Raw genomic sequence first — 22722 nt, forward strand, 5'->3', positions numbered from 1 at the left:
GTTTGTCTACACGCTGAGGAGCCGCCTCATAAGAAGAGACTCTTTTTTATTTACTTGTTTCTGCTTGGTACTTATCCTTTAGCGCTCTTCTTAAAATTTTACCAGTCGTGTTTTTTGGAATATCATCAATGAAATGGATCGTTTGGGGCTGCTTATATTTCGCCAAATAGCGTGAACAATGTGTGATGATGTCTTCTTGATTGATGTGAGCATGTTTCTTAGGGGAAATGTAACAGACAACAGCCTCTCCTGTGTTTGGATCGGGCACACCGATGACAACGGCTTCTGCTACAGCTTCATGTTGATAAAGCACTTCTTCTACTTCTCTTGGATAGACATTATACCCGCCTACGAGAATCATATCCTTTTTTCGATCGACGATATAAATATATCCGTCTTCATCTCTTCTCGCCAAATCTCCTGTGTACAGCCAGCCATCTTTCAGTGCTGCTTCTGTGTCTTCTGGCATTTGATAATAGCCTTTCATAATGTTTGGCCCTTTTGCGATCAGTTCTCCGACTTCGTTTGGTCCAACTTCCTCTCCAAGTTCATTCACAATCTTATTTTTCACATTCATAATATCAGTGCCGACCGAGCCTGGTTTTCTTTTTCCATCAAGGGGATTGAATGCCGTCACTGGGGAAGCCTCTGATAATCCGTAACCCTCTAGCACCGTGACACCGAACTTTTCTTCAAAACCGTGAAGTAAAGCAACAGGCATGGACGCACCGCCTGATATACAAATCCTCACCGACTTCATCGCTTCCTCATGACCGTCCTGGCGGTATAAATAGTTATACATGGTTGGAACACCAACAAATAGCGTTGGTTTTTCTTTCTCCATCATTCGTAAAAGCTCTGATGGGCTGAAATGCGGCAGGACATAGATGGTCGCTCCATGAATCAAGGGGGCATTCATACAGACGGTCAAACAAAACACATGGAACATCGGCAATGCAGCAATCACCTTATCCTTCTCATCAATTGACAGGTACTCCGCAATGTCTCTTGCATTTGAATATAGGTTAACATGAGTGAGCATTGCCCCTTTTGGTTTTCCTGTTGTGCCAGATGTAAATAAAATAACGGCCGTATCGTCAGGTTGTATGGAAGGATGCTCAGTTTCCGGCGCATCTCCAGACACAAGCTTTCCGAAGAAAACAAGACGATCAGATACTTCTTTTAAACTTGACCTGCACGCAGATTCATTTTGTGCACAAATAATGACTCGTTCAATAGCTGGAAGCTGTTCATACACCTGCTCGTATATCGGCAGAAGCTGATCCGGTGCAACAATCCCTTTTACATCACCAGTGACCAGCATATAGCCGATTTCACTTGGCGTATATGTTGGATTGACAGGTACAACAACAAGTCCTGCCTTTAATGCACCAAAAAATGAAATCACAAAATGCGGTGAATTTCCTAAAATCAGCGCGATATGATCTCCCGCTTGAAACCCTTCGCTCACTAAACCATCTGCAAAACGTTCGATACTTGTCATCAGTTCTTGATAGGTCCACTTGTTCCCTTCAAAGATCAGTGCGACGTTCTCTCCCTTGGTCATCGCAGTCTGCTCAAGATTTTTGAACAAATCCATTCTCCCACCCCTTATACTTCATCAATGAATGAATAGCCATTCATTTTATGACCAAACATTCCTCCTTTCTATTATAATAGACAATCGAAAAAATTCACAAGATCAAATGTAAACCGCTTTCATCTCTTTCATTAGAAAAAGCACCGCTATCTCTAGCCGTGCTTGTCCTTGCTTAATAAATCAAATCCAGAAAATCTTCTTTTGATACGTTACCAAAATAATGGCGCATATCCATGTCTTCTAATACATCACTAATGGTTTTGCGATCATATTGCTGCCCAATGAGTCGTTTCTCAATATCAGCAATATCCCCTACACCGAAGAAGTCACCAAAAATTTTGCAGTCTTGAATGATGCCTTTTTTCACTTCTAATAGAAGATCAATCGATCCAGCTGGAAAACGCTTAGAGTGCTGCAAGTTAAACTTAGGTGAACGGCCGTAGTTCCATTCCCATTTTTGGTATCGATCACGAGAAATCTCATGAATCTTCTCCCAATCCTTTTCTGTCAGCTGATACTCAGGCACGTCTCCGTTCGTGTCAAAAATATAGCTTAAAAGAATTTTTCTAAATTCTTCTGTTGTCATCTTTTGATCCATCAGTTCACTAATATTCGCAACCCTGCTTCTAATGGATTTAATGCCTTTTGATTCGATCTTTTCTTTCTTCACATTTAATGCCGAGACAACATGTTCGATTTCTGAATCAAATAATAGGGTGCCATGACTGAAGATACGTCCTCGTGTAGCAAATTGAGCATTCCCCGAAATTTTACGCCCATCTGCCATGATGTCATTTCTGCCGCTTAATTCCGCTTTGACGCCAAGCTTTTCAAGCGCTTTGATGACTGGCTCGGTGAATTTTTTAAAGTTATGAAAGCTGTCCCCATCGTCTTTTGTAATAAAACTGAAGTTCAAGTTTCCTTTGTCATGGTAAACTGCACCACCGCCAGATAACCTGCGAACGACTTTGATGCCATTGTCTTCTACATATTTTGTATTGATTTCTTCTATTGTATTTTGGTTCTTTCCAATAATAATGGATGGCTGGTTGATGTAAAACAGCAAATACGTTTCTTCTGGATCTAAATATTTTAAGCAATACTCTTCAATTGCTAAATTAATCATTGGGTCATAATGTTGCTCGTTATCGATAAACAGCATCTCTATCTTCCTTCCTTGTTCCATCTAAGCCCTGATTGGGCAAGCTGTATATTGCCAGTATATAACGCCTGTGCTTCATTGACTAGGTCTTTATGCCGACCGAAATGAGGCAGATGGGTGATGATGAGCTCTCCAACATTTGCTTCACTTGCCAGCTTCCCTACTTCAGTGCTGTTCATATGTCCTGCACCCGTTCCGTCTTGTCCAGCGTAAAAGTTGCTTTCGGCAATAAGTAAGTCTGCATCCTTGCTAAAAGGGATAAATGCATCTTGATAGCTGGAATCAGCTGTATACACCACCACAGCCTCATTTGCCTGAATTCTCATCGCATAGCATTCTGCCGGATGAACCGTTTTCAAAAAATCAATTTGAAATGGTCCGATTTGAATGCCCTCTTCCGGGTGATAAGGTTTTGTCTTTGTATGTACATCATCAGAGAGCCGCTGAAATGCTGCTTGATCCCCGGTATGTCCGTAGATCGTCAGCGGACCACTGCTTTTTCCTAAATGATAACCCACTAGCTTCGCATATTGGAGAGGTCCGATATCTGCAATATGATCGTGATGATAATGAGAAAGGAGTACAGCATCTAGTTCTTCTATATCAATGTATTGCTGAAGCTTTGACAGAACTCCGCTCCCGCAGTCGACAAGCAGACGAAAACCATCTGATTCAAAAAGATAACCTGATGTGGCTTCACCAGCTGCTGGAAATCCTCCGTAGCAGCCAATCACGGTTAATTTCATCGTCATATTTCCTCCTTTTCAAAAAATCCCCTTCTTACAATATACCCATTTTTCATAAAAAAAGCATTCTTCTTGCCTATTGTTACAAAACAGATTGACAATTATCAATCTGTTATAATACAATGATATCAATAAAACGTATTGGAGGATGACAAATGCTAGGAAAAATCACTGAGTTTTTTAGAAATTTGCCTTCAAAAAAATGCACAAAATGTGGAAATGATTTAATGGAACAGCACGAGTGTTACGGTAATGAATGTGAGGAATGCTCACAAGTAAGTTATCTTAAATAAGGAAATAAATAGAATAAAAAAGCACTTTTTTCCTCCGTCGTCAGTTGGAGTCAAAAGTGCTTTTTATTTTTTCTGAAAAATAGGTAAAAAGGTAAAACCCTTGATACAAAAGGGTTTTTTAGTATTTTCATATGATGACTTTTAGTTCGGAAGGCACTTTTTATTGACTTAAAACAACGAAGGGGGTTCGAAGTGTCCATTTTTTCAAATAATTTTGTATTTTCTTAATATAATTTAATCGTGGACGAACCTCTTTAATTTTAGTTATACTTTAATTCATATATTAAAACTTAATATAATGGGAATATTCCTTTAATGAATAAGTTAGGGAGGAAATCTATGAAAAAATTAAAATTTGGATTAGCTACTCAAATCCTAATCGGTCTTATTCTCGGTGTCTTGGTTGGTGCGATCTTTTTCGGTAACCCTGGTGTTGAGACATATTTAAAACCAATTGGAGACTTCTTCTTACGACTCATTAAGATGATTGTCATTCCGATTGTCGTATCTAGCTTAATTTTAGGTGTTGCAGGTGCGGGTGATGGTAAAAAAGTAGGGAAGCTTGGTTTTAGAACCATTCTTTATTTTGAAATTATCACAACGTTTGCGATCATCCTTGGTCTTGTGCTTGCGAACTTTGTTCAACCAGGTGCAGGCGTTGACTTTGGACATACAGAAAAACAGGATATTAGCCAGTATGTTGAAACGGAAAAAGAACAAAGCAGTAAATCAGTTGCTGATACGTTCCTTCATATCGTTCCGACGAACTTCTTCCAATCATTGGCGGAAGGTGATTTGCTTGCGATTATTTTCTTCACTGTATTATTCGCACTTGGCGTTTCAGCGATTGGTGAACGCGGCAAACCAGTGCTCGCCTTCTTTGAAGGTGTGTCACATGCGATGTTCCATGTCGTCAATGTTGTGATGAAAGCTGCACCATTTGGTGTGTTCGCGCTCATTGGTGTGACAGTATCAAAATTTGGTCTTGAATCTCTCGTTTCATTAGGTAAGCTCGTAGGTCTTGTTTATTTTGCGCTCGCTCTCTTCCTTATCGTTGTATTCGGAATTATTGGAAAGATGATTGGCGTCAATATTTTCAGATTTCTTGCTTACATGAAAGACGAAATGCTTCTCGCCTTTAGTACATCCAGCTCTGAAACAGTTTTACCGAGAGTCATGGATAAAATGGAGCGCATCGGGTGTCCAAAAGGAATTGTTTCCTTTGTTATCCCAATTGGTTATACGTTTAATCTGGACGGCTCCGTCTTGTATCAAGCCATTGCGGCGCTTTTCTTAGCGCAGGTATATGGCATTGACCTCACGATCGTACAGCAGCTCACACTAATCCTTGTATTGATGGTGACATCAAAAGGAATGGCTGCCGTTCCTGGTACATCCTTTGTCGTATTACTTGCAACACTTGGAACGATCGGTGTTCCTGCTGAAGGTCTAGCCTTTATTGCAGGTGTTGATCGTATCATGGATATGGCAAGAACCGTTGTCAACTTAACTGGTAATGCACTTGCAGCTGTCGTGATGTCTAAATGGGAAGGGCAATATGACCCTGAAAAAGGACACCGCGTGATGACTGGACAAGATGTACCTGAGCCAACACAACTTTCAAGCTAATCAAAAAGAACCCCGCGATGGGGGTTCTTTTTTTATACTGTGATTAATTTGCTTTGAACATAGTGGTACAGAAGATTGGCTGTATGAATCAAGGAGTCTTCATGGGTTCTTTCAAAGGCATGCGAAGAGTCAATGCCAGGTCCAATCAGTCCATGAATGATATCATGCCCTGCTCGAATCGCTGCCGACGCATCTGAGCCATAATAAGGGTATATATCAAGGCGGTAATCGATCTTATTTGCCTCAGCTAATGCTGCTAAATGTTTGCGCAGACCATAGTGATAAGGACCGCTAGAATCCTTCACACATATCGACACACTGTATTCATCGGTTGATTGACCGTCACCGATGGCTCCCATATCAACAGCCAAATATTCCACCGTTTCTTCCGGGATATTCGAGTTCCCACCGTATCCGATTTCTTCATTATTTGAAATTAAGAAATGTGTCGTATGCGGCAATGTGATGTTCTCTGTTTGAATGCGGTGAATCAATCTCAGCAACAGCGCCACACTTGCCTTATCATCAAGGTGTCTTGATTTAATAAAACCTGAAGATGTCACTTCCACTCTAGGATCAAATGAGATAAAGTCTCCTACTTGAATGCCCAGTGCTTGCACATCGTCTGCATTTTTCACTTTCTCATCTAAGCGAATCTCCATATTTTCTTGATTTCGCTTCGCTTTTCCAGCATCCTCATATACGTGAACGGACGTTTGATGCATCAGAATGGTACCTGTGTATGTACGGCCTGTTACTGTTTCAATTTCACAATACTCGCCTTCTATCGAGTTATATTGAAAGCCTCCAATGAGTGCAAGACGCAGCCGGCCATTTGATTTAATTTCTTTGACCATCGCACCGAGCGTATCGACATGTGCTGTCAGCATGCGGTGTTCCTTGTCATCTGTTCCTTTTAGGGTGGCAATTAATCCGCCTTTTCGATTTCGCTTCGTTTCAATATGTAAATCTTGTAAAAAACGTTCGACAAAGCCAATCACTTTCTCAGTATTTCCTGATGGACTTGGGATTGACACAAGCTTTTGAATAAGCTGAACCGTTTCATTTACTTCCGTTGTCATTCGGCATATCCTCCTTCATCTAAAAGAAATTCTTTCCAAGCATGCCTTTTTTCAGCATCCTTCTTAAAATATATCGCTTCGGGTTCCTGATGTCTAATTTCTAATCAAAAAAACCTTTCTCATGGAAGAGAAAGGTTTTTTTGATTATGCTTCTTCTTGTTTCATTTTTCTTATGTTCCAAGCAAAGTATGCTGTTGTTGCAGCCATCATGATGATGGCTACTGTTCCAAGAATCGCTGCTTGGTGCCATAAATAACTGTTATCACCGCTTGCAATGATCGTTCTAAATCCGTTGATGGTATACGTCATTGGAAGCAGACTGTGAATGACTTGGAAGAATTTTGGTACAAGCTCAAGCGGGAATGTACCCGCACTTGCTGCAAGCTGAAGAACCAAGATAATGACGGCAATGAAGCGTCCTGGATTCCCCATCGTCGTCGCAAGAAGCTGAATGATCGCTAGGAATGTCAGACTGACGATGATTGCAAAGAGATAGAAGCGCCAGAGGCTTTCCACTTCAAGTCCAAGCCCAAAGATCAGCATGGTGCTTGCAATCACTGCCTGCAAGATACCGACTAAGAGAAGCACACTATATTTGCTGACAAACCATTCAAACGCATTTCTAGGGCGTCCTGCAGGATCTTTCATTGGGAATACAACAGTCAGCATAAGAGCTCCAACAAAGAGTCCCATTGATAAAATATATGGTGTGAGCCCTGTTCCATAGTTATCAATTTTTTTCGCTGTATCATTCTCTGTTTTGACTGGGCTTGCAATCATATTGTAGTTGTCCTGCCCCGCATCAATGTCTCCTGTTTCATCTGCAGCGCTTTTTAGCTTATCAGAAAGCTTTCCAGTCCCACTTTTTAAGTCACCTAATCCTTTATCAAGGGATTTTGACCCTTCAGCCAGTTTAGATGAGTTGCTTTGGATACTCGCTGATCCACTTTCTAGTTTATTCAATGCTGCACTAAGCTGGCTTGAACCATTTGCCAGTTTATCCGCACCACTTTTCGCTGTATCAAGCTTTCCATTTGCTGTTTGCAGGCCATCTTGTAATTTCCCTTGGCCCGTTTGAAGCTTCAGTGCACCTTGATACAATTTATTCGTACCGGATGTCATTTGATCAATCGCATTTTGTATGGCGACTGTTGATGTATACAGCTGTTCTGTTTTCTCTGGCAGCTGCTTGACTTGCTGTAGCTGTGCTTTTGCAGATGCAACCGCAGACTGAACTTCACTTGCGTCAGGCAGTTCCTGCAGCGCCGCTAAGCTTTGCTCAAGACCAGACAAATCAGGCAGTTCGATTGTAGGCAGACTGTCTAGCTGATCCATTGCCGCCTTTTTCTCTTCATCTGTCATCGAGCTGTTTTGAATGATACTTTTTACTTTTGCATCTCGATTAGATAATGCTTCTTTTAAAGAAGCAAGTTTGGTACTAAACGTTTTTGCATCTTTTTTCACCTGATCAATCTTAGGCGCCATCTTTTCAAGATTCGCTAATTCAGGTGAAGACAATACTTTCTCCACAGCAGCGATTTTTTCTGAAAATGACTGTGCTTTATTGTTCAGCTGCTCAATGCCTGCTGTGAATTGCGGCATTTTAGAAGAAAGCTGCTCATGTCCTTCACGGCTTGTGTTTAACCCTTCGGTCAATGTATCAATTCCTGTGCCAAGCTCACCAAATTTCTGATCAATCGTTTGATAGCCTGTTAAGAGCTGACCAAGACCGCTATCAAGAGATTGAATTCCAGTGTTCAGTTCACCCATTTTTCCTGCAAACTGATGAACACCTTCGCTATACGTTAACGTTCCTTCTGCCAATTTCGCCAGATTGTCTTTTAACTTTTGGCTACCGTCTTTTGCGCTTTTTGTTCCGTCATCAATTTTCTTCGCTCCATCGCTTGCTTGATCTAATCCTTTTGCAATCGTTTTGAAGTTATCAAAGATGACCTCTGCATAATTTTCTGTGACTTCCTTTGAAACCGAATCTTTTAATTTGATAATGGCGTTATTCGCAATTTGAGACGCAGCATAGTTTGCGCCTGGATTCGTATAATATTTCAGATTCGATTTTTTCGGATGTTTGTCTAGTACTGTACTCGCATTTTTCGAGAAATCTTTCGGAATCTCGACGACGAGATAATAGTCTTCGTTATTTAACCCCTTGATGGCCTTTTCTTCACTATCAACAAAATGCCATTTAAAACTATCGTTTTTCTTCAATTCCTTCACTAAATCATCGCCCACTTGAAGGGTTTTGCCGTCATAATGACTGCCTTCATCCAAGTTGACAACCGCTACAGGTAATTGATCAACTGTACCATATGGATCCCAGTAAGCTTTTAAAAATACACCACTATAAATCAGTGGAATAAATAAGACAGCTAAAATCGGGATCAGTAGTTTTTTGCTCGTCACAATGTCTTTCCATTGATTCCGAATTAAATTCATTGCTGTTTTCCTCCCATTGATGAATGACTAAATTAAGAATTCGGTCATTTGAACTTAAAAAAAATTATGTTGTTGCAGACAGTCCTTTTAGTACATAAAGCTCGAGCGATTCAGCGACCTCTTCTTTTGTTAAAGGCTCATATCGCTTTTCCCAGTCAAAAATAAGTGCAATATATAGTTTCACCATCACAAATGCCGTCAATTCAGGATCACAGGGCTTAATATCGCCTTTTTCAATCGCTTCTTTTACTTTTGTTTTAATATAGCGAATGATCATCTGCTCCATTTTTTCAATCATTTCTTTCACTGCTGATGTGCCAAGCTCCGCATTTTCCTGAAAGATTTTAATTGTAAGTTGGTGGTTTTTTCGAAATTCTAATATTGCAAAGAGTGCTAAGTGAAGATTTTCTGAGAAACTATTCTTCTCATCTATTGCTTCATCTGCAATTTTCCTCATCTCCATTAACAGTGATGTGAAAATTTCATCGAACAGCTCTTCTTTGTTTTTAAAAAAGGTATAAATCGTTCCTTTTCCGACGTTGGCAAGCTTTGCTACAAGGTCCATTGTCGTGGCTTTATACCCGAACTGGGTAAACGCCTTTGTTGCTCCATCTAAAATCATTTGTCTCCTATCAACACTCATGATCTCACTCCCAAAATGACTATTTGAACGTTTCGGTCATTAAGTACAGAAAGTAATATACCACATCTTTTTCGTCAGATGCAACAACTTTGTTCAATTTTATTATTCACCACTCTTTTCTAAACATACGAACATGAAAAACTCCCTTTCCATGACAGAAAAGGGAGTTTGTTTTTTATGAAAATAGATAAGATACAGCTTCTGAGATGGCAGCTTTTCCTTGATCAATACAATCAGGAATCCCAACACCTTCAAATGCAGCACCCGTGATATAAATACCAGGATATGATTGCTTAAACGTTTCTCTCATCGTCGAAATCTCTTTTTGATGACCCACATGATATTGCGGCATGCTTGTTTTCCAGCGAGTCACTGTCGTCAGCTCTGGATCTGCTTTAATATCCATGATTTTCTTCAAATCCTCCAGCACGATGCTCACGATTTGATGATCAGACTGTTCGACAATTGATTCATCGCCAGCTTTCCCAACGTATGCACGGAGCAATGTTTTTCCTTTAGGTGCAGTGTGAGGCCATTTCTTATTTGTCCACGTACATGCTGTAATGGAGAAATCACTATTTCTTGAGATGACAAAACCAGTACCATCATATTCATTGTGAACATCCTCTTCTTTAAATCCGAGTGCAACTGTTGCAACAGAAGTCGATGTCATGTCATGCAAGTACTCAAGCCCTGCTTCTTTTGGAAACATGGAATAGATCGATTGGTGAGGAGTTGTCACAATGGCAGAATCTGCAAAAAGCGTTTGACCGCTGTCTAATTGAACGCTATAGCCTCCCTCGGCTTTTTCGATCTGGGTCACTTTTGTCCCTTTGTAAATCTTCGTCAGCTTGAGTTTACTTTCGACCGCTTCAACAAGTGCTTGCAGCCCTTGATTGATTGTCTGGAACTGTCCTTGCTTTTTCGCTGTCACTTGTTGCGATTTTGCATGTTGCTGTGATTTTTTCATCCCAAGAATCAAACTGCGATGCTTCTGTTCTGTTTGATAGAACTGCGGGAAGGTAGACATTAAGCTCAGGCGATCAATGTCACCAGCATAAATGCCTGATAGTAGCGGTTCAATTAAATTCTCCACCACTTCATCACCCACACGTCTTCTAAAAAATTCCCCAAGAGATTGATCTTCTGTCTGTTTGCTTTTTGGCAAAACGAAATCCATCGCTGCACGTGCTTTTCCGGCAACTGAAAAAAGCCCAGTTGTAATGAAAGGACTGATTTGAGTTGGAATGCCCATGACAGCCCCCTTTGGCATCGGATGAAGGGTTTCATTGACTAATACATACGCTTGCCCTGTTTCATTATTGACGAGCTGATCAGATAGGCCAACATCTTTTGCCAGCTGGGGTCCACTGACCTTTCTTTCTAAAAATGAATCGGGTCCACGTTCAATGATATAACCGTCTTTATATAATGTTTGAATTTTTCCACCTAGCCTAGGACTCGCTTCAATAAGAGATATTTGGATAGGAAGGCCTTTTTCTTCAATTTCCTTTTCCAAATAGAAGGCGGCGGCCAAACCTGTGATGCCACCGCCAATGATGACAAGGTGTTTTTGATTGTCATGCATAGGATCGCCTTCTTTTATATGATTACTTGCTTTCATTCAGTTTCTTTAATACGACTGCTGCCAGTGCATCAATAAATGCTGGTTTCGCATTTGGCATTTCTGGACGATAGTAGGCTGCGCCAATTTCATCCGTGACGACTTTACATTCATAATCATTGTCGTATAACACTTCAAGGTGATCAGCGACAAATCCAACAGGCACGTATACAAATGTTTTATAGCCTTTTTGTTCAAATAGGTCACGTGTGAGATCCTGTACGTCTGGTCCGAGCCACGGATCAGGCGTATTGCCTTCACTTTGCCAGCCAATTTCATAATGCTCAATTCCTGCACCTTCAGCAATCATTTTTGCAGATTGTGCAAGCTGATCAGGGTATGGGTCCCCTGCTGCAATAATTTTTTCAGGAAGACTGTGTGCAGACACAATCAGCACTGCTGAATCTCTTTCTTCCTGACTCATGGATGCATACGTCTCTTTCACTTGTTTCACCCAATAGTCCACAAACTTCGGCTCATCGTACCAGCTTTCAACAGAAGTAATATTCAGATGGCCAAGCTTTTCTGCTTCATCTTGTGCACGTTTGTTATACGATTTCACACTAAATGTGGAGAAGTGCGGTGCTAGGACAATACTCACCGCTTCTGTGATGCCATCTCGGTGCATATCAGCGACCGCATCTTCAATGAAAGGCTCGATGTGTTTTAACCCAATGTATACATGAAATTCAATCTCGTCTTGGATCTCATTCAAATGTTCACACAAGCCATTTGCCTGCTGTTCTGTAATTTTTGATAAAGGAGAAATGCCGCCAATTGCCTTGTAGCGGTCCTTTAAATCTTGCAGCATCTCCGGCTCTGGCTTTCTGCCTCTACGAATATGTGTATAGTAACGTTCAATGTCTTCTTCTTTATATGGGGTGCCATATGCCATGACAAGTAGCCCCATTTTCTTTTTCTCCACAACCAACACTCCTTCAGATCATTTGAAATCATTTAGATGGATGTCTTTTTATGTTTAGCTGAATAATCGTGAATAAAATCTGTCAGCTTCTTTAACGTGTCTGGTGAGACATCAGGAAATACCCCGTGACCTAAGTTAAAGATGAATTGATCTGATTTCATCCCTTGATCTAAAATCGCTTTTGCTCTTTCTTCAATCACTTCCCAAGGAGAAAGTAAAATCGTTGGATCAAGGTTTCCTTGTAACGTTTTTGTTAAGCCTTCTTTTCGCGCTTCGTCTATACTCATACGCCAATCCAGTCCAACGACATCAAGCGGCAAGTCATGCCAATCTTTCGCCAGATGGCTCGCACCGACACCATACATAATCATTGGTACGTTTTCAGACTTCAGCTCTGTGAAAATACGCTGCATGACAGGCTTAATGAAGGTCCGGTAATCTGCTGCATTTAAAGCGCCAACCCAAGAGTCGAAGATTTGAAATGCTCGGACGCCTGCTTTTACCTGAGCGCGTATGTATGTGATCGTCATATCGGCTAATTTATTCATCAAAAGCATCCATGTCTCTGGCTCACTGTACATGAGCGCCTTTGTTTTATGATAATTTTTAGATGGACCGCCTTCGATCATATAGCTTGCCATCGTAAAAGGTGCACCTGCGAAACCAATCAGCGGAACATTCAACTGCTCCTCTGTTAACAGCTTGATCGTATCAAGCACATATGGCAGGTCTTCTTCAGGATGAAGCTCTCCAAGACGCTGGATATCTGCCTTTGTCCGAATAGGCGAGTCAATCACTGGTCCAATTCCATTTTTAATTTCAACATCCACTCCAATAGCTGGAAGCGGAGTCATAATATCTTTATATAAAATAGCGGCATCTACACCATATTGTTCTACAGGAAGTCTTGTTACGTAAGCACATAGCTCTGGCTGATGCGTAATTTCAAATAGCCCGTATTTTTCTTTAAGGGCACGATATTCAGGCTGCGAGCGTCCTGCCTGTCTCATATACCAAACCGGTACATGGTCTGTTTTTTCCCCTTTGCACGCCTTTAAGAACGTGTCATTAAAAGCCTTCGTTTTTCCCATTACCTTTCATTCCACCTTTCGCCTCACACTCTCTTTGTATAAGGCTCAAACACTGCTTTTACTATACCGCTTTTTCAAGGCTCGGTATACTAAAGCGGCTCAATGTTCAAAAAATCGCCGAATATTAACGTCCAAAAGCCTCTGGCTTGATATAAGCACTACCTTCGCCTTCTTCTTGTGTTTGAGTATTGTATGGAACAACTTTATACTGCACATCTGAAAACACATTTGCATACGGCATTGTGTAGCTGTTTGTTCCTGTTACTGAGTCGATCAGGGTCTCGCTTCCATTTCTCTTTTCATAAATACGATATTCAACGCGTTTGTCTTCCTGTTCATCCCATGACAGCTCCAATGTAAAGAGCCCTTTGATTTTAAATGCATAACGTGCTTCAAAGCCTGACAGTCCTTCTAAATGGATTGGCGATTGAAGTTCTTTAATTCCCTCTGGTTTTTGGAATGTTTCATTGGTTATTTGAGCGGTCGTTAAAATATCTTTCATTAACTGCACTGGATACTGACTGCCGCCAGTTAAATAATGACTGTTATCCGTTTTGTCATACCCCATCCAGATTGCCCCTGTTGTACTAGGCGTGTAGCCAGCAAACCAAGCATCTTTCGTTGCCCCTTTGACACCGGAATACGTAGTTGTGCCTGTTTTACCAGCCAAATCTCCAGCGTATGATCCGCTCTGAGCGGTTCCGCCTTTGACGACCTGTTGAAGCATTCTTGTCATATTCCAAGCATTTTGTACGCTAAACACTCGTTCTTCTTTGTTTCGATTTTTTTCAACGGTTTCACCATCATCATTCGTGATTTTTTGAATGAAGAACGGCTTTTTATAGACGCCTTCATTTGCAAATGTATGAAATGCTCCAGCTATCTGCAACGGAGAAACCCCTTTTTCTAAACCGCCAAGCGCTATGGCAAGTCCTTTATCCGAAATATCCATCCCCATTTTCTCAAGATAGGATTTAGACGTATCGATGCCAAGCTGGCTTAACGTCCATACGGCAGATGTATTTTTACTTTTCATGAGAGCCTCTACCATCGTGACCCTGCCCTCGTACTGTCCATCGTAGTTCTTTGGAGAATAGCCGTCATAGCTTTTTTCCTTGTCCTCAAGCAGTGAATATGGTCTGAATTTTTTCTCCTGAATCGCTGGACCATATACTGCGATCGGCTTAAAGACAGAACCAGGCTGTCTAACAGCTGTGACTCTGTTATAGCCTCTTGCCTGATATTCTCGTCCACCTATTGCTGCTTTTACACCACCAGATGCGTTGTCAATAAACACAGCGCTTCCTTCAGGTGACCCGCTTTTTCCCGGGAAATAACGATTGTTTTTCATCGCATCATAGGCAACTTTTTGCAAATTCATATCGATTGGTACCGTAATGGTATAGCCGCCTTGAAGCAATTGTTCATGCGAAATCGAATACTGTGATTCTGCTTCTTTAATCATGAGATCTACATAACTGTCCACCCAAGGGGTTTCTGATTTCTTTTTTAAATGAATACCAAGTGTTCTTCCTTTTGCTTCAACTGTTTCTGTAGAAGACAAATATCCTTGTTCATTCATTAAATTCAGGATGGTATCCCGTCTTTGTTTATTTTTATCTGGGTGTAGAACAGGGGAATACGTTGAAGGTGCCTTTGGCATGGCAGCAAGTGTAGCTCCTTCACTGACAGTGAGATCTTTTACATCTTTACTAAAATAGTAATTGGCCGCTGCTTGGATCCCATAGACGCCATGACCAAAGTAAAGCTGATTCAAATACATTTCAAGCAGCTTGTCCTTTGAATAATCTCTTTCTAAATTGATCGCAATAATGACTTCTTTTGTTTTTCGAAGAAACGTTTTATCATTTGTGAGAAAGATATTTTTGGCGAGCTGCTGGGTGATGGTACTGCCGCCTTCTACCTTTCCACCTGCTAATATATCTCGATAAACCGCCCTTGAAATCGATTGTGCATCAATTCCGTGGTGCTCATAAAAGCGCTTGTCCTCTACAGCAACAAAAGCTTTCGCCACTTTATCTGGGACCTCTTTTAATGACACAGGGTCCCGATTTTCTGAATACATGCTTGTGAGTTCTTTTCCATTCTGATCAATGATTTTCGAGGAAGCGTGAAAAACGAGCTTCTTCTCATCTATGACATAATGTCCTAAAAATAAAATGGTCAGATAGCCAATAAATGAAAGCACGATTGTACTTCCTGCAATGACTAATGGAATGATTATCTTCTTTTTCTTCAAATTAGGTCACCTCATTCCTTTATACGGATAGTATGGGATGTATTGCTTCATAATATGTTTTATGGATTGACTACCAAAGAATTATATATCATTCTTTTGTTATACTATCAAGCAGGAGGCGGTTTAGATGAATTTCTATATTACATATGGAACAGCAGACTTTTTGCAAAAAATCGCAAAAAAACATCATCTTGAAAATCTGCTTTATACGGTCGGTAAGGAACAAGCGGCTCTTTTTCATGAAACGGAGGGTGAGACAGTCTTTAAAGCACCCCATTCCTATGATGTGATTTATACAAAAGGTGAGCTCGTCCAATCTGGCTTTGTCACGCTGAATCATATCCCTGTAAAGCTCGAAAGCAGAGCACTTTTTGAATCCACCTTTCAGAAAAAAACAAACATATCAGAGCACCAGCGCGGCTTTCAGGCGCTTCGTGTGTTAAGACCAAAAAAGGATGAAGAAGTGTACTTAATTTTGACCCTTTGGGAATCTGAAGACTTATTTCAAGACTTTCAAGAGTCAGAAGCATTCTTTCAGCCGCACGAGGATACTGGCTCCATCTTCTCTCGTCCTGCCTATCTGACATCCTATCATGCCGTCATAGACCATTAAGGAAGTGCTACTCTTCGCACTTCTTTTTTTCATAAAAAAAAGCCCTTCTGCTGGGCTTTCAACGCTTTTCTCTAAGCTCGTACCGATGAATGATTGGCTGAAGCACATAAAAATTCAGCAAGATCCATCCTAATAAGATGGGCCATTTGAACATAGGTGAAGCACCTTTCATCTGAATAAGTAGTACCAACAGTGGAATCAAACAAATCATTAAAAAGCTCATTTTCGAAACGAACGTTTCTTTGATTTGATGCCGGCAGCTTGGACAAAGCATCATTCTCGTATGCGATAAATGAAATTTTTCGACGAAAGAAAATGCTTTTGAACAATTTGGACAGCTTCCCAATGCCACTCCCCCTTTTGCAAGCTTCATACTTAACCTTCGACTTTTATGTAAAATGACCTTTTCTGTCATTCTCGACATCCTCTTCTGTTGAAAGATTCTAACAATTACCATACAATCAGTAAAAGAGTATAAAGGAGGTTTTCGGATCAATGACAGTATCCACTTTACACAAAAGGATCAATGAACGTCTTGATGAACATTATGAGGAAATGGTTGAAATTAGACGCCATCTCCATATGAATCCAGAACTTTCTTTTCAGGAAGAGGAAACAGCTGCTTACATCGCTCAATATTATGACAGATTACATATCCCAACACGCACACATGTAGGTGGACATGGTGTACTCGCTTTTATTGAAGGAGCTTCCTCTGGACCGACCATTGCACTGAGAGCTGATTTTGATGCACTTCCCATTCATGATGAAAAGGATGTACCTTACCGTTCAACAAAACCTGGCGTCATGCACGCATGCGGTCACGATGGCCACACAGCAACACTTCTCGTCTTAGCGAAGATCTTACATGAGCACCGAGATCAATTAAAAGGAAAAATCGTCCTCATTCATCAACACGCTGAAGAATATGCCCCCGGCGGTGCAAAACCAATGATTGAAGATGGCTGTTTAGACGGTGTTGACGTCATTTTCGGCACCCACCTTTGGTCCTCAGAGCCATGCGGCACTGTTCTTTATAAAAGCGGGAACTTTATGGCAGCCGCCGATCGTTTCTCTATTCAAGTGCAAGGGAAAGGTGGACATGGCGCACAGCCGCACCTGACGAAAGATGCCGTACTCATCGGTTCACAAATTGTAGCCAATCTTCAGCAGGTCGTGGCCCGTAAAGTCAATCCGATTGATTCTGCGGTGGTATCTGTAGGGGGATTTGTCGCTGAAAATGCCTTTAACGTCATTGCAGATTCGGCCGTGCTAACAGGTACTGCACGTTCCTTTGAAGAGAGTGCACGCCATATCATTGAACGTGAAATTGAACAGGTGGTGAAAGGTGTCTGCCACATGCACGATGCCTCTTATACTTATGAATATGTAAGAGGCTATCCTGCAGTCAAAAATCACCCTGCACCGACTGAATATATAGCAGAAATAGCCAAACAGACAGAAGGAGTCACAGAAGTAAAAGAAGCCGAAACCCAAATGGGCGGAGAAGACTTTGCTTACTACCTTCAGCATGTTCCTGGTACTTTCTTCTACACAGGCGCTATGCCAGAAAACAGCCAAGATGTGTATCCACACCACCATCCGAAATTTGATATTAACGAAAACGCAATGCCTGTCGCAGCAAAGGTACTCGCTCATGCCGTCCTTTCCTACGATTAATGAAAAAAAGCCGCTGCCCAACAGCGGCTTTTCTATTTCAATTCTTTCAACACACGCAAGTGAAACACATGGCGTGCGACTTCACCAAGCTGTCCTGTCAGCTGATGATTTGCCACTCCGCCAACAGCGGCACCGACCACAGGCATTAATTGAAACAGCTTCACAAGGTCAATATAATCTCGATATTCCTGCTGAAAGCTATACCAATCCATTTCTTCCCGGGTTGTTTCCCATTCTTCAATGAGTTTCATCATTTTTTGACGGTGTGCACTGCTTGAAAAGGCGAGTTGAAAAATACAAAGCAAAAAGAGCCTTTCTTCTTTTTGAGACAAATCAAATCCATATATACAGGCAAGCTCATAAAGACATTTCATCTTGATACTTAAAAGGAGAGGGAAATCCGCCATTCCGAGAAACAATCCACCCGCACCTGTGCCAATTCCTTCAATCGCAGCGGCCTTTTGATAATATGTCACCTTTTCCTTTGCCAGCTCATTTCGCTCTACAAGAGACAATTGTTCATTAATGACTGTAAATGAAGTAAAATGGCTTCCTGATACGGTGGATTCAACCATTGTTTTCACCGCACTTGTGATGACTTGATGAAATCGAGCAGGGATTCGGCGATTCACTTGCTGCTGAACGCCTTTTGAAAACCGCTCGATCTTGGATGGTTTTCTTAAAAAACGCATTTGAAAAAAAATGGCCTCTTCATACAGTTCCCGTTCAGCTGCATTCATCCCAGTTCCCTCCTTGGTGACATCATACGCTCGCTGTAAAAAACGCTTATCTCATCTTTTTTAATCTGCTTTGTACGTAAGGCTTGAATAGGACAAGCACAAATACCAATGAAATGAGAAGAGCAAGTCCGCTTCCCTTCCATCCACCTGCTGGGAAAACGGCGGAGCTCAGTAAAATTGACTGGATGATGAGCACATTTCGTACGAGAACAAAAAAGCTTCGATCTTTTTCTTGCTGAGACACAGGATAAAGTGCCTGTAACGACAGATGAGCAAAGTGCTTTGTTAACGGGACAAGCTGTACACCTGTGATAAAGACTGTAAACAAGACAAGTAATGCCCCCACCCAGCCTGCTGCACCTGTATACAAGAGGATGAGCACAAACACGACCGTTAACCTAAACACAAGACCAAAATAGTCATTTGAACGTAAAAACGCCCTCACATACATATAAGAAAAAGCTTTACGCTGTTCATAAGGGACAAACTGCAAGACCCAGTCCATATACGCCCTTCTTTTCACTTGTTTCTTTAAATGAGGGACATCCGTAAATAAGTTTGCCAAGCGGTAAAAACGCTGTTTTCGTTTTAACTCATCAGAAATATGCAATTCCCATTGAAAAGGCTGTTTTTTTACTGCATTTGTTAAGTAAATGAGATAGACAGCATATAAAAGATAAAAAACGATGGCAATGGCATAAGCTGCTTGTAAAACGGTATACATTAACATTGTATTGAGCAGAAAACGAATCACTGCATCAATCCATCTGACATGTTTCCCTTGAAAATAAGTGATTCTCCATTGAATCGCTGTATTCAGACCTTTTATTAAGATCATTTGCGCCAAAATGAGCACATATAGCATCAGATCGCCTGAGGAGACAGCCGAATATAGCGGAAGTGCAATAATGGACACGGCAATCAAAGGAAATAACTGAGAAATGAAGCTAAAGTTAAACGCTTGTTTTAAATAAGGGTCCATCTTAGCTTCCAAAGGAAGCATAAACACAAGATCTGCCTCTTTGATCAACGTTCGCACGTAAGAACTAGTCAGTACCAATGAGAAAACAACTGCCATGACCCAATAGGATGGGAAGTGAGCTGGAATATGCTTCAGCCAATTACTGTACCAACTCGCCCCGCCTGCAAGGAAAAAAATGAGCACAATCACAAGATGATCGTTGAACATATATTTTAAATATTTTCTTGTTTCTTGTACGTGTTCTTCTAATCGAGATTTCCAAATGGTTTGCGTTGTTTTACTCATAGCTTTCTTCCTTTGTTAATTCCAAATAAAGATCATCGAGTGTCGCATCTCTCATGTTGAACTGCTCTCTTAGTTCTGTCAGTGTTCCTTTCGCTCTAATTTCCCCTTCATGCAAAATAATAAAGGAATCACAATAACGTTCCGCTGTGGCTAAAATATGCGTTGACATCAGAACACTTGCGCCGTTTTGTTTCGCCGCATTCATCCGTTCTAATAATGCGTTGATCGCAAGCGGATCAAGCCCTAAAAACGGCTCATCGATAATATACAACTCTGGCTCCACAAGAAACGCACACATAATCATCACCTTCTGCTTCATCCCTTTAGAAAAATGAGCAGGGAACCATTTCAATCGCTTCTCCATTCGGAATTCCTTCAGCAAAGACGGCAGACGTTCTTCTAATTGTTCTTTTGAAAGGCCGTAAGCCATCGCTGTCAGCTCTAAATGCTCTTTTAACGTTAATTCTTCATATAAGACAGGTGTCTCTGGAATAAACGTAAATTGTGAACGATACGCCTCTTGATCTTCTTGAAGGGTTCGTCCGTTCAGCTCAATGACCCCTTTATGAGGTTTCATTAATCCAATAATATGACGAATGGTTGTACTTTTTCCCGCCCCGTTTAAGCCAATGAGACCAACGATTTGGTTTCTTTCTAATTCAAATGAAATATTTTTCAGAACGGGATTCTTTGTATATCCACCCGTTACATCTTTTACAGTTAGAAGGGACATCAGTTCGTTCCTTTCTTTCTTTTTTCCTTTATAGTACCAAAAACGAAAGACAATTTGAAATGTTTACCTATAGACAACTCATGAATAAAACATCGGCATACTGGTCATCATAATGTATGTAGAAGAAATGAACTTGATGACCAATACGTAAATGAGGTGTTTGTTAAAGGCAATAACCGCATGACAAGTTGGTTTTTCATCTAAAAACCTTAGCTTCTGTTTTGCTTCACTGATTCTTGATTTTTGTGTCCTATACAAATATGTATACGACGAACCAAAACGTCAAATGAGGTGTTTACGGCAGAAATAGCAGGCATATGAATTCTTTATTTCAGTAAATAAAGAATTCAAAAGGCATATCAAATGAAAGCATCAGCATTTCTTCTGCAGGAGCAGGATGAGCGACCAAAGGAGTTCGCTTGTCCTGTTTTCTTTTTTTCTTCTTTTTGTGATACGATAAAGGAAAAATAATGAGGAGTGACATGGCGTGAGCGACTGCATTTTTTGCAAGATCATTGATGGAGACATTCCATGTGCAAAAGTATATGAAGACGAGCATGTATTGGCTTTTCTTGATATCAGCCAAGTAACAAAAGGACATACCCTTGTAATCCCGAAAATACATAAAGAAAACATTTATGACATGACACCAGAAGTGTCTAATCATTACTTCCAAGCGATTCCAAAAATCGCTAGAGCCATCAAACAAGAATTTGAACCAATTGGTTTAAACCTTCTGAACAACAACGGTGAAAAAGCCGGACAATCTGTGTTCCATTACCATATGCATATTATTCCGCGTTATGGCAAAGGCGACGGCTTTGGTGCCGTATGGAAATCTCACCAAGATCAATATACATCAGAGGATTTAAAAGACATTTCTTCTGCCATCCATACGCGCCTTACCTCATCTTAATTGATGAGGTTTTTCTTTTTTTCGCCTCTTTTCTGAGCTTATCCTCTGAATCGTAAGATATTTAGGACGATTCAAATTTTTTGTCCAAATGCTTCAAATTTGTGATAGGATGGTTTTATCTTTTGATCCATTAACGCGAGAAATAGGGAGAGATTGTGATGAAGCGAACGACGAATTTTAATGCTGGTCCGGCGGCGCTGCCGCTAGAAGTGCTTCAAAAAGCACAGGAAGAACTTGTTGATTTTAAACAAACCGGGATGTCTGTGATGGAACTTTCTCATCGCAGCGGTGAGTATGAAGAAGTCCACAATAAAGCGAAAGCACTCTTGGTAGAATTGATGGACATTCCAGAAGATTATGAGGTCCTCTTTTTACAAGGCGGGGCAAGTCTTCAATTTGCAATGATTCCGATGAACTTCTTACATGAAGGCGAAACGGCTCATTTCATCCAAACAGGTGCTTGGTCAGAGAAAGCCTTGTCAGAAGCAAAAGGGTTTGGTGAAACATCAGTGTTTGCCTCAAGTGAAGACGACAACTATTCGTATATTCCAGATGTAGATGCGTCCGTTTTAAATGACGGTGCTTACTTGCACATCACATCGAACAATACCATTTTCGGTACTCAGTGGAAAACGTTCCCGAACACGTCACTCCCGCTTATTGCCGACATGTCCAGTGATATTCTCAGCAAAAAAATAGACGTGTCTTCATTTGATTTCATTTATGCCGGGGCACAAAAAAATCTAGGGCCTTCTGGTATCACGATTGTGATCGCGCGCAAACGTTTATTAGAGAAAGAAAAAAGCGGCACACCTAAAATTTTAAAATATTCAACACATGCCAAAGCCAATTCTCTTTATCACACACCACCAACTTTTGCGATTTATATGCTGTCCCTTGTCCTGGAGCATGTGAAACAGGCGGGCGGTGTAGAAGCAGCAGAAAAACGCAATGAACAAAAAGCAGCGCTTCTGTATGATACGATTGATCAAAGTGGCGGTTTTTACAAAGGGCATGCACGTGCTGACAGCCGTTCACATATGAATGTCACGTTTACCCTGCGTGATGATGCACTCACTGCATCCTTTGTGGAGAAAGCAAAACAAGAACAAATGGTTGGACTCGCCGGCCACCGTTCTGTTGGCGGATGCAGAGCCTCGATTTACAACGCCGTCTCTATAGAAGACTGCCAAAAGCTTGCGGACTTTATGAAAAAGTTCCAGCAAGAAAATGAGTAAAAAGGCTTTTCTATCGTGAAATAAAT

At 41.0% G+C, this 22722-nt stretch carries 20 protein-coding genes; 6 read left to right on the top strand and 14 right to left on the bottom strand.

The window, feature by feature from the left end:
* Positions 1–46: 46 nt before the first annotated feature.
* The 3 genes from EBQ12_RS04170 to EBQ12_RS04180 all read right to left on the bottom strand — a co-directional run bounded on the left by EBQ12_RS04170 (position 47) and on the right by EBQ12_RS04180 (position 3508).
* A complete protein-coding gene (locus EBQ12_RS04170) occupies positions 47–1600 on the bottom strand; it encodes a fatty acid--CoA ligase family protein (protein WP_125589119.1) in 1554 nt (517 codons plus the stop codon).
* A 172-nt stretch (positions 1601–1772) separates the two neighbouring features.
* Complete coding sequence (gene lplA / locus EBQ12_RS04175; RefSeq protein ID WP_125589121.1) at positions 1773–2762, bottom strand: lipoate--protein ligase; 990 nt, start codon at positions 2760–2762, stop codon at positions 1773–1775.
* Between the two features lie 2 nt (positions 2763–2764).
* On the bottom strand, positions 2765–3508 hold the full coding sequence (locus EBQ12_RS04180; protein WP_186366182.1) for an MBL fold metallo-hydrolase: 744 nt from the start codon (positions 3506–3508) through the stop codon (positions 2765–2767).
* Between the two features lie 155 nt (positions 3509–3663).
* Here EBQ12_RS04180 and yhfH point away from each other — a divergent pair, with 155 nt between their 5' ends.
* Positions 3664–3801 carry a protein YhfH gene (gene yhfH / locus EBQ12_RS04185; protein WP_008359029.1) on the top strand — a complete coding sequence of 46 codons (138 nt, stop codon included), beginning with the start codon at positions 3664–3666 and terminating at the stop codon, positions 3799–3801.
* A 339-nt stretch (positions 3802–4140) separates the two neighbouring features.
* A complete protein-coding gene (locus EBQ12_RS04190) occupies positions 4141–5430 on the top strand; it encodes a cation:dicarboxylate symporter family transporter (RefSeq protein WP_113747672.1) in 1290 nt (429 codons plus the stop codon).
* Positions 5431–5462: 32 nt separating this feature from the next.
* Here the strand turns inward: EBQ12_RS04190 and EBQ12_RS04195 are convergent, their stop codons facing one another.
* The 7 genes from EBQ12_RS04195 to EBQ12_RS04225 form a co-directional block, all read right to left on the bottom strand.
* On the bottom strand, positions 5463–6512 hold the full coding sequence (locus tag EBQ12_RS04195; protein WP_025207042.1) for a M42 family metallopeptidase: 1050 nt from the start codon (positions 6510–6512) through the stop codon (positions 5463–5465).
* A 144-nt stretch (positions 6513–6656) separates the two neighbouring features.
* Positions 6657–8966 (bottom strand): YhgE/Pip domain-containing protein, encoded by a 2310-nt coding sequence (locus EBQ12_RS04200; protein ID WP_125589125.1) that lies wholly within the window; start codon positions 8964–8966, stop codon positions 6657–6659.
* Between the two features lie 64 nt (positions 8967–9030).
* On the bottom strand, positions 9031–9609 hold the full coding sequence (locus EBQ12_RS04205) for a TetR/AcrR family transcriptional regulator (RefSeq protein WP_007497184.1): 579 nt from the start codon (positions 9607–9609) through the stop codon (positions 9031–9033).
* A gap of 175 nt (positions 9610–9784) precedes the next feature.
* Entirely contained in the window at positions 9785–11197 is a 1413-nt protein-coding gene (gene hemY, locus EBQ12_RS04210) for a protoporphyrinogen oxidase (RefSeq protein ID WP_125589127.1), read from the bottom strand.
* 22 nt (positions 11198–11219) lie between these two features.
* Positions 11220–12158: a ferrochelatase gene (gene hemH, locus EBQ12_RS04215; RefSeq protein WP_017366949.1), complete on the bottom strand. Its 939-nt coding sequence runs from the start codon at positions 12156–12158 to the stop codon at positions 11220–11222.
* Between the two features lie 32 nt (positions 12159–12190).
* The gene (hemE, locus tag EBQ12_RS04220) at positions 12191–13249 is read right to left on the bottom strand and encodes a uroporphyrinogen decarboxylase (RefSeq protein ID WP_007497181.1); all 1059 of its coding nucleotides are present in this window, start codon (positions 13247–13249) and stop codon (positions 12191–12193) included.
* A 124-nt stretch (positions 13250–13373) separates the two neighbouring features.
* Complete coding sequence (locus EBQ12_RS04225) at positions 13374–15509, bottom strand: transglycosylase domain-containing protein (RefSeq protein ID WP_125589129.1); 2136 nt, start codon at positions 15507–15509, stop codon at positions 13374–13376.
* Positions 15510–15636: 127 nt separating this feature from the next.
* Between EBQ12_RS04225 and EBQ12_RS04230 the strand changes: the two genes are divergently transcribed.
* Positions 15637–16122 carry an antibiotic biosynthesis monooxygenase family protein gene (locus tag EBQ12_RS04230; protein WP_125589131.1) on the top strand — a complete coding sequence of 162 codons (486 nt, stop codon included), beginning with the start codon at positions 15637–15639 and terminating at the stop codon, positions 16120–16122.
* 58 nt (positions 16123–16180) lie between these two features.
* Here the strand turns inward: EBQ12_RS04230 and EBQ12_RS04235 are convergent, their stop codons facing one another.
* Positions 16181–16537, bottom strand: a complete 357-nt coding sequence (locus tag EBQ12_RS04235) for a hypothetical protein (RefSeq protein ID WP_125589133.1) — start codon at positions 16535–16537, stop codon at positions 16181–16183.
* An 80-nt stretch (positions 16538–16617) separates the two neighbouring features.
* Between EBQ12_RS04235 and EBQ12_RS04240 the strand changes: the two genes are divergently transcribed.
* The gene (locus EBQ12_RS04240; RefSeq protein WP_125589135.1) at positions 16618–17802 is read left to right on the top strand and encodes a M20 family metallopeptidase; all 1185 of its coding nucleotides are present in this window, start codon (positions 16618–16620) and stop codon (positions 17800–17802) included.
* Positions 17803–17834: 32 nt separating this feature from the next.
* Here EBQ12_RS04240 and EBQ12_RS04245 read toward each other — a convergent pair whose 3' ends face one another.
* The 3 genes from EBQ12_RS04245 to EBQ12_RS04255 are packed head-to-tail and all read right to left on the bottom strand — an operon-like array spanning position 17835 to position 20542.
* Positions 17835–18542, bottom strand: coding sequence for an EcsC family protein (locus EBQ12_RS04245; protein WP_125589138.1), 708 nt, complete (start codon positions 18540–18542; stop codon positions 17835–17837).
* A gap of 46 nt (positions 18543–18588) precedes the next feature.
* Positions 18589–19809, bottom strand: coding sequence for an ABC transporter permease (locus tag EBQ12_RS04250; RefSeq protein ID WP_017360312.1), 1221 nt, complete (start codon positions 19807–19809; stop codon positions 18589–18591).
* Positions 19802–20542: an ABC transporter ATP-binding protein gene (locus tag EBQ12_RS04255; RefSeq protein WP_008348877.1), complete on the bottom strand. Its 741-nt coding sequence runs from the start codon at positions 20540–20542 to the stop codon at positions 19802–19804. Before EBQ12_RS04255 ends, EBQ12_RS04250 begins: the two co-directional genes overlap by 8 nt.
* A 487-nt stretch (positions 20543–21029) precedes the next feature.
* Between EBQ12_RS04255 and EBQ12_RS04260 the strand changes: the two genes are divergently transcribed.
* Both EBQ12_RS04260 and serC read left to right on the top strand, forming a co-directional pair.
* Positions 21030–21458: an HIT family protein gene (locus EBQ12_RS04260; protein ID WP_008348883.1), complete on the top strand. Its 429-nt coding sequence runs from the start codon at positions 21030–21032 to the stop codon at positions 21456–21458.
* Positions 21459–21616: 158 nt separating this feature from the next.
* Positions 21617–22696, top strand: a complete 1080-nt coding sequence (gene serC / locus EBQ12_RS04265; protein ID WP_007497164.1) for a 3-phosphoserine/phosphohydroxythreonine transaminase — start codon at positions 21617–21619, stop codon at positions 22694–22696.
* The last annotated feature ends 26 nt before the right edge of the window (positions 22697–22722 follow it).

Origin of the sequence: Bacillus sp. 2B09 (assembly GCF_003946835.1) — a bacterium.
Lineage (GTDB): Bacteria > Bacillota > Bacilli > Bacillales > Bacillaceae > Bacillus > Bacillus altitudinis.